Origin of the sequence: uncultured Psychroserpens sp. (genome assembly GCF_947494225.1) — a bacterium.
Taxonomy (GTDB): Bacteria; Bacteroidota; Bacteroidia; order Flavobacteriales; family Flavobacteriaceae; genus Psychroserpens.
In genome coordinates, this window is the sequence record NZ_CANLUG010000007.1 from 66,179 (window position 1) to 79,714 (window position 13,536).

9 protein-coding genes are annotated in these 13,536 nt (G+C 34.3%); 4 read left to right on the top strand and 5 right to left on the bottom strand.

What is annotated here, in order from left to right:
• Nucleotides 1–26 precede the first annotated feature (26 nt).
• A complete protein-coding gene (guaA, locus tag Q0893_RS15260) occupies nucleotides 27–1,562 on the bottom strand; it encodes a glutamine-hydrolyzing GMP synthase (RefSeq protein ID WP_298903566.1) in 1,536 nt (511 codons plus the stop codon).
• A gap of 211 nt (nucleotides 1,563–1,773) precedes the next feature.
• On the opposite strand from guaA, the gene Q0893_RS15265 reads away from it, so the two are divergent.
• Nucleotides 1,774–2,748: a cadherin repeat domain-containing protein gene (locus Q0893_RS15265; RefSeq protein ID WP_299277237.1), complete on the top strand. Its 975-nt coding sequence runs from the start codon at nucleotides 1,774–1,776 to the stop codon at nucleotides 2,746–2,748.
• A gap of 94 nt (nucleotides 2,749–2,842) precedes the next feature.
• Here the strand turns inward: Q0893_RS15265 and bshC are convergent, their stop codons facing one another.
• A complete protein-coding gene (bshC, locus tag Q0893_RS15270; RefSeq protein ID WP_299277239.1) occupies nucleotides 2,843–4,444 on the bottom strand; it encodes a bacillithiol biosynthesis cysteine-adding enzyme BshC in 1,602 nt (533 codons plus the stop codon).
• Between the two features lie 122 nt (nucleotides 4,445–4,566).
• Here bshC and Q0893_RS15275 point away from each other — a divergent pair, with 122 nt between their 5' ends.
• Nucleotides 4,567–7,065: a M14 family metallopeptidase gene (locus tag Q0893_RS15275; RefSeq protein ID WP_299277242.1), complete on the top strand. Its 2,499-nt coding sequence runs from the start codon at nucleotides 4,567–4,569 to the stop codon at nucleotides 7,063–7,065.
• A gap of 69 nt (nucleotides 7,066–7,134) precedes the next feature.
• Here Q0893_RS15275 and argS read toward each other — a convergent pair whose 3' ends face one another.
• Nucleotides 7,135–8,919 (bottom strand): arginine--tRNA ligase, encoded by a 1,785-nt coding sequence (gene argS, locus Q0893_RS15280; protein ID WP_299277245.1) that lies wholly within the window; start codon nucleotides 8,917–8,919, stop codon nucleotides 7,135–7,137.
• 508 nt (nucleotides 8,920–9,427) lie between these two features.
• On the opposite strand from argS, the gene Q0893_RS15285 reads away from it, so the two are divergent.
• The gene (locus tag Q0893_RS15285; protein ID WP_298903571.1) at nucleotides 9,428–11,482 is read left to right on the top strand and encodes a tetratricopeptide repeat-containing sensor histidine kinase; all 2,055 of its coding nucleotides are present in this window, start codon (nucleotides 9,428–9,430) and stop codon (nucleotides 11,480–11,482) included.
• A gap of 39 nt (nucleotides 11,483–11,521) precedes the next feature.
• Nucleotides 11,522–12,154: a chromophore lyase CpcT/CpeT gene (locus Q0893_RS15290; protein ID WP_299277249.1), complete on the top strand. Its 633-nt coding sequence runs from the start codon at nucleotides 11,522–11,524 to the stop codon at nucleotides 12,152–12,154.
• On the opposite strand, the gene ctlX is transcribed toward Q0893_RS15290, so the two are convergent.
• Together ctlX and Q0893_RS15300 are read right to left on the bottom strand one after the other, a co-directional pair.
• Nucleotides 12,151–13,083, bottom strand: coding sequence for a citrulline utilization hydrolase CtlX (gene ctlX, locus Q0893_RS15295; RefSeq protein ID WP_299277252.1), 933 nt, complete (start codon nucleotides 13,081–13,083; stop codon nucleotides 12,151–12,153). The genes Q0893_RS15290 and ctlX overlap by 4 nt on opposite strands.
• A gap of 48 nt (nucleotides 13,084–13,131) precedes the next feature.
• The gene (locus Q0893_RS15300) at nucleotides 13,132–13,527 is read right to left on the bottom strand and encodes an STAS/SEC14 domain-containing protein (protein ID WP_298903574.1); all 396 of its coding nucleotides are present in this window, start codon (nucleotides 13,525–13,527) and stop codon (nucleotides 13,132–13,134) included.
• Nucleotides 13,528–13,536: the final 9 nt, after the last annotated feature.

Consider the following 13,536-nt stretch of genomic DNA (forward strand, 5'->3'; position numbering starts at 1 on the left):
TTACCTAATCTATATATTGAACGTATTTATTCCCATTCAATTGTAGCTGGTGGCTTTGAACTTATATCATAAACCACTCTATTTACACCTTTTACTTTATTTATAATTTCATTTGAGGTCTTTTGTAAAAACTCATATGGAAGGTTTACCCAGTCTGCGGTCATACCATCTGTACTCTCGACAGCTCTTAAGGCAACACACTTTTCATATGTGCGCTCGTCTCCCATTACTCCTACGCTATTTACAGGTAATAAAATCGCTCCTGCTTGCCATACTTTATCGTATAGATTCCAAGATTTTAAATTATCAATAAACACTGCATCTACCTCTTGTAATATACGAACATTTTCTCTAGTTAGACTACCCAGAATACGAATTGCTAGTCCTGGTCCAGGAAATGGATGTCGTCCTAAAATGTTTTTATCCATTCCCATAGATGCGCCTACACGACGTACTTCATCTTTAAATAGTGCTTTTAATGGCTCTACAACTTTAAGTTTCATAAAATCTGGCAATCCTCCTACATTGTGATGACTTTTTATAGTTGCGCTTGGACCTCCAGTAGCCGAAACACTTTCTATAACATCTGGATAAATTGTACCTTGTGCCAACCATTTCACATCTTTAATAAGATGAGCTTCATCATCAAAAACCTCAATGAACACACGACCAATTGCTTTTCGTTTTAGCTCAGGATCGCTTATATCTTCCAAGGCATCCAAAAAGCGTGCCGAAGCATCAACACCTTTTACATTAAGCCCCATTCCTTCATATTGTTCAAGTACGCTTTCAAACTCATTTTTTCTTAGCAATCCATTATTCACGAAAATACAGTACAAATTATCCCCAATAGCTTTATGTAATAAAATTGCTGCTACAGATGAATCTACACCTCCAGACAACCCTAAAACAACCTTATCGTTGCCTAATTGGTTTTTAAGAGCCGCTACAGTTTCTTCAACAAACGAATCTGGAGTCCAATCTTGCTCTACGTTTGAAATATGAACCAAGAAATTTTCGAGCAGTTGCTTCCCATCTGTAGAATGATAAACTTCTGGATGAAATTGAATAGCATAAGTTGTTTCTCCGTCTATCTTAAATGCGGCATTTTCTACATCGTGAGTACTAGCCAGCAAAACTGCATTTGCAGGCAAGTGCTTTATAGTATCACTATGGCTCATCCAAACTTGACTACCTTTTGAAATACCAGTAAAAAAATCTTCATCTTCTTTCACAAAATTTAAGTTAGCTCTACCATACTCTCTCGTATTAGAAGGTGCCACTTCACCTCCCGAAAAATGAGCTAGATATTGTGCGCCATAGCAAACTGCTAAGAGCGGTTTTTTTCCTCGAATTTGCGATAAATCTGGATGAAGGACATCTTCTCCCCTTACCGAATTTGGACTACCAGATAATATGACAGCTTTAAAACTTTCTGAATCTGATGGAATTTTATTAAATGGATGAATTTCGCAGTAGATGTTTAACTCTCTGACGCGACGCGCAATTAGCTGAGTATATTGCGAACCGAAATCTAAAATTAGGACTTTGTTGTGTTGCATGTGCAAAAGTAATAATTGATTTTAGATTGACGATTTCTGATATGCTATTTTTTGAATATTTTTTTAACATTTAAAGTTGATGTATATGTGTTAATATTTCAACTGGTCTACCATTTGTCCACCTCCATTTTTAGCGCATCTAAAATCTTGATTATAAGTTTACAAGGTCATTAAGTTGACCCACACTTTTAAATCACAAAACCAGCATATTATGAAATCTATTTTAAAAAAAACAGTCTATTTATGCATTCTTTTTTCAACGTTTATCTTATCTAACTCATGCAGTAGCGATGATGGACCAACAACTCCTCCTATAGTTGTTTCCAGTATTAATAACACCATAAACGAACATCCGGAAAATGGAACATTCATTGGTATTATTACCACTGATATGGCAGGAACTTTGTCTTTTAGCATTGCATCTCAAACACCAATCGATGCTTTTAGCATTAACAGTACAACAGGAGAAGTTTTGGTCAATGACAATACAAAATTTGATTATGAAATCAACGCCTCTTTAAATGCAACTATATCTGTAACAAACGGCATGAACACCGCCACAAGTTCTGTAAACGTCATGCTAAACAACATTGATGATATTGCATTCTTCCTTTCTAACTCGCAAGCGGCTTATAATACTGCTGGAGTTGGAGACTGGATAACAATTACTGAAGCTGAATACAACACTTTAGCCACATCTTTAACTGATATCACAAAAACGAGTACTACAGATGAACACTATGATTACGACGTCAATATTAGTACGGCATCAAGTTCAGCCAACGGCATATCATTTGCCAATGACAATGGCGCCACTATCCCAACAAACAGTTTTCTTTTTGCCTTTAAATACTATGCCGCTAACGGCCCGATTCCAAATACAACAAAGGTTAAAACATCTACCTCTAGCGCAACTACAGGATATTCCGACTTAGGTTCTGTATTACCAGAAGTGCATCAGACTGGCAACCATTATTTTGTATTAAAAGGGAATGACATCAGAACAAATAACACTGGTTATCTAGGAATATACACCAACTTAAATTTAGGTTTTAGAGTTATTGATGATCCAACCAATTATAATTTCACTTTTAGCGACAACAGTGATCTTGATAATGTAGGAGGTACAAATTCTGCCATAATAATGTATCAAGGTTTGAGTAGTACACAAAAACAATGGGATTAGATTTTAGGAGCGTTATAATCTTAAAAAAAAAAACATTAAACACCTGTTAGTCAGAGAAGTAAATCTTCCTAATCCATAGCTGGAAGGTTTACTTTTATAGTGTTACAATAGAAAATTCCCCATTTAAAGGCTCTAATTCTTCTATTAACTTAGGAATAAGTGCTGCTCCATAATCCAAATAGAATTCAGAGAAATTCATATTTCGCTCTTGAAGACTTTGAGAAGGAAATAATTCGTCTTGAAGCTCTGTAACGCGTTCTAAATAATTACTTAATTTTCGTTTTTGAGCTTTAAGCAATCGCTTTTCTAGATGCTCTAAACCTTTAATTTGTTTTCGCTCCTGAGCAGCAACTGCTCCTTTAAACGATTTATCGGTTTGCTCAGCAAGTTTATATAAAGCATCAAATTGCGCTTCTAAATGTGTTTTTTGAGAAGAAAAATCAATATCAATTTCCGATATTTTCTGTGTTACTTTTGTTTTTAAGTCATACTGATTCAAAAACAAATCTTTAATCGAAACATCTAATTTTTGAAGTTTCTCTTTATGCTTATCGGTAATGAGTAATACCGAATTACGCAACAATAACATTGGAAATGTGACGTTCTGCGCTTCAAAGTTTGACTTAAGTTCTAACCAATACGCCAGTTCCCCTCCGCCTCCAATATAGCAAAGGTTTGGTAAAATCACCTCTTGGAATAACGGTCGCATTATCACGTTTGGACTAAAGCGTTCAGGGTGTTCTGAGAGTACGTTTTGTAGCTCACTTTTACTCCAAGAAACATCTGTATTGAGCACCTGATAATTACCTTCTGTTTCTACAATTCGTTCTCTTATCCCCTCATTAATATAAAACAAATTGATGGCTCTAGGGTTAACTTGAATTTTATAATTACCCTCTAAAGCATGAAGCTGTTCATTAGAATGGGACACTTTATTAAATGATGTTTGATGTATCAATTCATCCTCAGCATACGGAATAAACAATCGTTTTAAATCAATATCGTTGCCATCTATAATAACCAATCCATAATCTTTAAATAAGGTATTAACCAAATAACGCATGGCGTCGGTTAAATTTTGATGTTCTATATATGCGTTTTCAAATAATTGCTTCAATTCTAAAGCACTGGTTGTTGAATTCAGCTGATTTGAAAACACTTCAAATACGTGATTCAACCCATCAAGTTGTAACTCTCCAACAGCTCCAGACGCCTCTCTATTCCATTGTACTTTCTGTCCTCTAAAATTAAAATAATTGATTTCATCAAAGTCATGATCTTCGGTCGCCATCCAATAAATGGGTACAAAATTTTGTTCTGGATATGCTTTTTTTAACTGCTTACATAAATTAATGGTAGAAATAATTTTATAAAAGAAATAAAGCGGCCCCGTAAACAAATTGAGTTGATGCCCAGTAGTTATTGTAAATGTGTGGTCTTCTTTGAGTGCATTAATATTACGCTGTGTTACTTCGGAAATATCAACTGATTTATATTGGCGTTCTAATGCTTTAACCAATATAGCTCTTGTATTACTGTTAAACGACTGCTGTTTTTCTTGGATTTGAGCTTTAAAATTCTCTAGCGATGGAAATCGATTGTAAAATGGTTTTAAATCTTCTTTTTCATCTAAATAATCGCACATCAGCGAAGAAAAATAATGGGTTTCTCTAAACGGAATACAGTCTGTTGGCATAGTTATGGTTCAATTCTCGTGTAAAGATAATGCTCTTAACTTTTTTTAAGTCCTAAATTTTAGTTAATTCAATGGCACTTCATATCTTTACTCATTATCACAATCAAATTAGTTAAAAATCTATGATTAAATCATTAGCTTTTCTCGTCACATTTCTATGTTCTGTCACAATTTCTGCTCAAAACCTACAATCTCCTTCTCAATTTTTAGGATACGATTTAGGCACAAAATTCTCAAGACATCATCAGGTAGTAGATTATTTCAAACATGTTGAAAGTCAAAAACCACTACAAGTTAAACTCGAAAAATACGGTAAAACCAACGAAGGACGAACTTTAATGTTAGCCTTTGTTTCTTCCGAAGAGAATCTTAAAAACCTTGAAACCATAAGAACAAACAACCTTAAAAACGCAGGTCTGTTAGAAGGAAATCCTAGTTCTAACGATGTCGCTATTGTATGGTTAAGTTATAATGTTCACGGTAACGAAGCATCAAGTACGGAAGCCGCTATGAATACCATATATAAACTGCTCACTGAGAAAAAAGAGTATCTAAAAAACACAGTTGTTATCATAGATCCTTGCATTAATCCAGATGGTAGAGACCGTTATGTAAATTGGTATAATGAAACGGCAAGCCTACCTTATGATATCGATCAACAAGCTAGCGAACATCAAGAACCTTGGCCTAGTGGACGGCCAAATCATTATTTATTTGATCTTAACAGAGATTGGGCTTGGGCAACTCAAGTTGAATCGGCATCTCGATTAAAAGCGTATAACAAATGGATGCCACATATTCATGTTGATTTTCATGAGCAAGGCATTAACGAACCTTATTATTTTGCCCCTGCAGCCGAGCCGTTTCATGAAGTTATAAGTGACTGGCAGCGAGATTTTCAAACGCAAATAGGAAAAAACCACTCCAAATATTTCGATGCTGAAGGTTGGTTATACTTTACCAGAGAGCGTTTCGATTTATTATACCCTAGCTATGGTGACACCTACCCAACCTATATGGGAGCCATTGGTATGACCTACGAACAAGGCGGTCATGGACGCGCAGGACTCGGGATTTTAAACGATGAAGGCGATGTTTTAACTTTAGTAGATCGATTAACACATCATACAGTAACAGGGTTATCTACAGTAGAAATTTCTTCAAAAAATGCTAAAAAATTAAATACGGAGTTCGCTAAATTCTTTGATAATTCTAATCTCAAATATAAAAGTTATGTCCTACAAGGTCATAGAGATAAAATAAACCAACTAACAAAATTACTTGATAAACACGATATTAAATATGGCTATGGTTTAAACAGTAAAGTTAGTGGTTACAAGTACTCGACGGCAGCTCAAGGCCAAATGACGACATCTTCTAAGGATTTGATAGTGAGCACCAACCAACCTAAAGGAAAAATGGTAAAGGTCTTATTTGAACCTAATACTAAATTAAGTGATTCTCTTACTTATGATATTACGGCATGGAGTGTTCCTTACGCTTATGGTTTAGATGCCATTGCAAGTAAAACTCCTGTTCAACAAACAGAGACTGGTTCTATACGCATACCAGCTTCAATAGTAGATCCTTCACCAACGGGTTACGTTTTAACATGGAATAGCTTACAAGATGCTCAGTTTTTAGCCGATTTATTAAAAAAAGGCATCAAAGTTCGGTTTACAGAAAAACCATTTACCGCTCAAGGCGAAACATTTAATAGAGGTTCACTAATTATTGTAAGAGGCGACAACAAAAAGGTTTCTAATTTTGATGCCATTGTAAAAGACGTGGCATCATCCCATGATCGCGTTTATAAAGCGGTGTCTTCTGGGTTTTCTAAATCTGGACCAGATTTTGGTTCGCCAGATATCAAATTGGTTAATCCTCCTAAAATTGCTATGCTCTCTGGAGATTACACTTCATCCTTAAGTTATGGAGAACTATGGCACTTTTTTGAACAACAGTTAAAGTATCCTGTCACATCAATTAATACCGATGATTTAAGTGGTACTAACTTGTCTAAATACAACGTCTTAATCATGCCTAATGGTTATTATGGTGGTCTATTAAATGACAATCTAATGACCAAACTCAAAACTTGGGTGCGTTCTGGAGGAAAACTCATTGCCATAGATGGTGCCCTTAATAGTTTTGCTGATAAGGAAGGTTTTGGATTAAAAAGAAATAAACCAGCAGATGCATCTGAAACCGATAATGAAGATGCTAAACGCATCAAATATGCCGATCGAGAACGTGATTATACTAAAAACCTAATCACAGGAGCTATTTTTAAAACCGATGTAGATAATACGCATCCAATGGCTTTTGGATATGATGATAACTATTTTACCTTAAAGTTAGGAAGTTCATCATATAGCTTATTAGATGGTGGCTATAATGTGGCATATCTTGGGCAAAATCCTAAAAATGTATCTGGTTATGCCGGAAAAGACGCTCTAAAACGACTAGATAACTCATTGGTTTTTGGTGAACAGCGTATGGGTAGTGGAAGTATTATCTATTTAGTTGACAATGTAATGTTTAGAAGTTTCTGGGAACATGGAAAGCTCTTTTTTGTTAACTCCATTTTCTTTGTCAATAATAATTTAGTAGAATTATAAAATTTAGTAACGACATAAAAAAAAGCTCAAGACTTGTTCTTGAGCTTTTTTTTATATCAACTTTTTAAATTACATACGCTCTGGCACATTAATACCAAGTAAACCAAAGGCATTTTTTATAACATTGGCCACTGTCTTAGATAATTCTACTCTAAATGCTTTTTCGGCAGTCGTATCAGCACCAAGAATTGATACATTCTGATAGAATGAACTAAACTCTTTTACCAAATCATAAGTGTAATTTGCTATAAGCGCAGGACTGTAATGATCCGCAGCATTTTGAATAACTTCTGGAAACAATTCGATTTGTTTAAGTAATTCTTTTTCCTTGACATGTAGAACCAAATCGTTTAGATCTAATGTTTTGTTTGTTTCTATATCAGACTTTCTTAAAATAGACTGTATCCTAGCATATGCCATTTGTATATATGGCGCTGCATTTCCTTGGAAATCGATGGATTCTTTAGGGTCAAATAAAATACGTTTTCTTGGGTCGACCTTTAAAATAAAATATTTTAAAGCACCTAAACCAATTGTTTTATAAAGTGTCTTCTTTTCATCATCAGAATAGCCGTCTAATTTGCCTAATTCTTCAGAAATTTCACCAGCTGTTTGTGCCATTTCATCAACCAAATCGTCAGCATCTACAACAGTTCCTTCTCTACTTTTCATTTTTCCAGAAGGCAAATCAACCATACCATAGCTCAAATGATATAGGTTTTCCGCCCAATCAAAACCAAGTTTTTTGATAATTAAAAATAAAACCTGAAAATGATATTCTTGCTCATTTCCTACGGTATACACCATACCTCCAATATCAGGAAAATCCTTTACACGTTGAATTGCAGTTCCAATATCCTGAGTCATGTAAACAGCAGTACCATCACTACGTAATACTATTTTTTCATCCAGTCCTTCTTCGGTAAGATCGCACCAAACAGAACCGTCTTCCTTTTTGAAAAACACTCCTGTTTTTAAGCCTTCTGCAACAAATTCTTTCCCGAGCAAATAAGTCTGACTTTCATAATATAATTTATCAAAATCAACACCTATATTTTTATAGGTGATATCAAAACCTTCATACACCCAACCATTCATCATTTCCCATAAGGCAACAATCTCCTCGTCTCCAGATTCCCATTTTCTAAGCATGTTTTGAGCTTCAAGTAATAGAGGTGCATTCTTCTTCGCTTCCTCCTCTGCTTGACCATTTGAGATTAAGTCTTGAATTTGTTTTTTGTACTCCTTATCAAACTTTACATAGTAGTTTCCAACGAGCTTGTCTCCTTTTAAGCCAGATGATTCTGGTGTTTCACCGTTTCCAAAACGTTTCCAAGCTAACATACTTTTACAAATATGAATTCCTCTATCGTTTATAATTTGTGTTTTATAAACCTTTTTGCCAGATGCTTTTAAAATTTCAGAAACGCTATACCCTAAAATCACATTTCGAATATGTCCCAAATGCAAAGGTTTATTTGTGTTAGGTGAAGAATACTCTACCATCACAGCTTTCCCATTAGAATTCGTTTCGGCAAAACCATAAGATTCATTATTCTTTATACTATTGAAAAACTCCAAATAGTAGGCATCGTTAATTTCAACATTCAAGAACCCTTTAACAACGTTAAATCCTTTGACTTCTTGGACGTGATCTACCAAATATTCACCAATCTGTTCACCAATTTGAACAGGGTTTCCTTTTACAACCCTCAGCATTGGAAATACTACTACAGTAATATCGCCTGCAAACTCTTTGCGAGTTGCTTGAAATTCTACCGATTCTAAGTCCGCATTAAAAACAGCTTTAACTGCCTGTTTTACATTGTGTGATAGTGTTTCCTGAAGATTCATTATGATACTTTTTTATAAGTCTGCAAAGATAGGTTTTTTATTAAAATTTAGGGATGCTCCAGAGCTTTAATTGATTCGATCTTAAATCACTGGAAACATCCTATATCTCATTGCAACGCAAAAAAAACATTTACCTACAACGCACTTATAGGTTCAATTAGCATAAAATATTGATAATCAGTAATTTAAATTTAAATAATCTGTAACATGCATTTCATCGATAAAAGTGTCGTTTTTCTATGTTTTTTGCCGTTTATCTATTCGTCGATAATTTTGTGAATTTCAATAGTCACTTTAACTAATTTATAGGCATTAAAACCTAAAAATTAGGGTTTCAGGCGCTTTTTATTCATTTTTGGTATTGCTATTAATCAAAGTCCCAAACGTTGATGAAACTTAATAATCAATCTTTAATGAGATTGGCATTATTATTTAAACACTCTAACTATCCAACCCTAATGACGGTTTTGTGTGAAAATAGTTTTGCGATTAAAACTCTAATCAAAGTATGAAGCAGTTAATTACATTAGCTGTTTTATGTTCATCGTTCTTCTGTTTTTCACAAGCAAGCGAGATTGATAGTCTTACCCTGCGTTTATCTTTTCAAAAACAAGACTCATCTAAAGTAGACACCTCTTTGAGGTTAGTTAAAGCGCTCTATGAAGCTAAGAGTTACAAAAAGGCACTTACCTACATTGAAAATGCAGAACGTCTATCGAAATCTTTAAATCATACCAAAGGTATTGCAGATATTAATTATTATAAAGCATTAATCTATGCTCAAAAAGATGATTATTACAACGCTATTGACGGTTATAACAGATCAAAGCGTTATTACATGCAACTTGGAGATACTTTAGGTATTGCCAAAGTAAACAACAGCATTGGTTTAATAGAAATTAAGCGTGGGAATTATACTGTTGGTTTAGAAAATTCATTGTCTGCGATTCAAACCTTTGAATCTAGAAATCTAAGAAAAGAATTAAGTTCGGCATATAACAATCTGGCCGAAGCCTATTACAATACAAAGCAAGTAGATAAGTCTCTTGAATTTAATATTAAAGCACTTAACATTAGAGAGCAACTGAGAGACAGTATTGGAATAAAAACATCCACTAGAAATATTGCATCATTGTATTCTGAAAGAAAAGAACACAGAAAAGCAATTGAATACTATGAAAAAGTTCTAAAACTTCTAAACCCAAATACCGATCAAAAGTTAAAAGGTGAAATTCTGCCACGCATTGGCGCAGAGTATCTTCAATTCAAAGATTACGTAAAAGCAAGACAATATTTGGTTGAAGGGTTGACTTTTAATAAGCAAAACAAAAATCTGGACGGTACACTTAGAGCGTTAAACGCTATTGGAGACCTTAACATCCAGCAAAGAAATTATAGAACAGCTAAAGGTCAAATTGATGAGGCCTATGCTATTGCTACGACAATTGACAATAAACTCGAGTTGTTAAAAAACTACAAGCTACACAAAGAGCTAGACTCCATAAATGGTAAATTTCAAAATGCATTCTTTTGGCAGGGAAAATATTTCACCCTAAAGAGTGAACTTGACAAGGAAAATTCGCCTAAACTCCCTGTTATTACACAACCCATTGAAATTAAACCGCTCATTGAAAACCAAGAGGATTTCGATGCATTGGCTAAGCAACAAAAAGAAGATGAGGACGCTATCTTTGAAAAGCGATTGAAGGCAATTTCATATATTCTAGGAGCAGCATTCTTAATAGTATCGACCATACTTTTATTGATTTATCTAAAACGGAAAAACACTCTAAAATTTAATAGAGAACTGCAAGAAAAGAATGAAAAAATTAAAATTCAGAACACAGAACTGTCTAAAAAAACAACGCACCTCGAAGAAGTGAACAGTGTTAAAGACAGGCTTTTCTCGATTGTATCTCACGATTTAAAAGACTCCATATCATCAATTAAAGGGTTTATCGATTTACTCAAAGAAGATGGAATTTCACGTGAAGAGTTCTATGATTTAGTTCCTGAATTAAGTGAAAACGCCGATAGTGCCTCACAATTATTATACAACCTCTTAAACTGGTCTAAATCTCAAATGCAAAATTTAGAGCCTAAGCCAGAACTATTCAATATACAAGAGGTTTTTCAAAATAAAATCAACTTAGTTGAACAAAAAGTTGAACAAAAGCGTATCGTACTTATTGATGAATCGCATCGCGACTTTATTTATGCAGATAAAAGTATGATCGAAATTGTGATTCAAAACTTAATCACAAATGCAGTTAAGTTTACTCGAGTTGGAGATGTGATTACCGTATCTAACAGTGATCATGATGGTAAGAGTTTGATTTGTGTAGAAGACACAGGTGTTGGTATTTCTAGAGAAAACGTAGATAAATTGTTCCAGAATGGCACCTTTAGCACCCGAGGAACAAGTAACGAAAAAGGAACAGGTTTAGGATTAACAATTTGCAAAGAATTAGTAGAACTCAATAAAGGTAGGATTTGGGTAGAAAGCACACTAAACGTTGGAACAAAATTTTACGTTGAACTTCCAAAAATCAAGCCAGCTTAGTAATCATTTTTTGGTATCTTTCTAAAAAATAAATCAACTATGCAACGTCAACTACTTCTATTACTTATTGCAATATCTCTATTTAATTGTAAAAATGACACCTCAAATTCACAAGACAATTTGTCTTCCGAACACTTGTCAGAACTTTTCGCTCTAATGCAAGGCTCCTATAATTCAGAAATTCAATCCCAAGTAGACTCCACTTATTATAATATCTCACTTCATATGTATCCTATATGGAAAGACAAAGGAAATTTCTTGTATGTAGAACAGGCACTTAATTCTAAACAAGATCAACCTTATAGACAACGTATTTATGAGGTTACGCAATTAAATGATAGTGTCTATAGTTCTGCCATTTATACTATTGAATACGATTCTTTATGGATAGGAAAATGGAAAACGCCAGAAGCATTTGATACGCTTAATTTAGACAAAGTCACCAAAAAGGAAGGCTGCGAAGTGCTATTAAAACGACTGGAATCTAACTTATATCAAGGTGAAACTGGAGAAAAAACATGTGAGAGTACTCTTTATGGCGCATCTTATGCCACAAGTGAAGTAGAAATTATGGAAGATAAAATCATTTCATGGGACAGAGGCTTTGATGACAAAGGTGATCATATCTGGGGCGCCGAAAAAGGAGGCTATATTTTTATAAAACTAGACTAAGCCTTTGGTAAAAATACTTCTGCCATCATACAACGTGCACTCCCACCACCACAAGTTTCGATAGTTTCTAACGAACTTGACAAGATTGGACAAAATTTTTCAATATCTGCAACTTGCTTAGGAGTTAAACTGTCATGAGCAGCTTTACTCATTACAAGATAACGCTGATTATTATGTCCTTTAACTTGCAACATATTACCCGCAAAATGATGCATTTGTGTTTCAGAAATATCTATTATGGCTTTTCCGTCGGCTTCAAGGTGCTTAATAACATTCTTACGTTCCTTTTTATCATCAATAGTATCAAGACATATTATCGAGAATTTTTCAGCTAAACACATCATAACATTAGTATGATAAATGGGTAAGCGCTTACCATCTACCGTTTGATTTGCGGTGAATACAACAGGTGTATACTCGAAATCCTCGCAAAACTCAATAAATAACGATTCATCTGCTCTTGCAGACAAGGCACAATACGCCTTAGCATTCACACGATCTAGAAGTAAACTTCCAGTACCTTCTAAAAAGATGTTCTCATCTTCAGCACTAGTATAATCAATAATGTTTTCAATTCTAAAACCTTCTTTTTCCAAGCGTAATAATACATCTTCTCGACGCTCTCTTCGTCTGTTTTCAGCAAACATCGGGTACAGACCCACATCACCATTTTCATGAAAACTCACCCAGTTATTAGGGAATATAGAATCTGGTGTGTCTTGAGAAGCCACATCTTCCTCTACAATAACCTGAACACCAACGGCTCTTAATTTTGCAACAAAATCATCAAATTCCTTTTGAGCCTTAGCATTTATTTCGGCATTTTTTAAATTTAAATCTTCTTGGAAATAATTATTTACAGCCGTTTCTTCATTCATCCTAAAGTTCACAGGACGAATCATTAAAATTGTATTTGTAGTTTGTGACATTTCAAAAAATTAAAGTGCCGTAAAATTAACTAATTTTAATGTAGAATTCTACATCGCACTTTTATTATTTTGATTCATAAGTAACCAGTCTAAAGCATTCTGTCGCTCTCTAAATATTTTAATATTCCAATTGTTATGCTTATTAATATCCATAACAATTTGGGTGGCCATTTCTGCGCTCTGACTATAAACCACAACAGCTCTAAATGCAATAAAATCACTGAATTCGCCCATAGCTATCTGAGCTTCAAATGTATATGAATAGGCATTTTCTTTATTAATGAGAAGAGAAATTGGTTTGTCTTTATCTAAATGAGATTCTAATAATTTTCGGTAAGCTGCAACCATTGACGCGTCAATTAAAACGCCTTCGTTTATAATGACTTCGGCTATGTGAGACTCTAGAATAGAAATCTTTCCGAAGGGTAAAATAAAAACTTTCATTTAGCTATT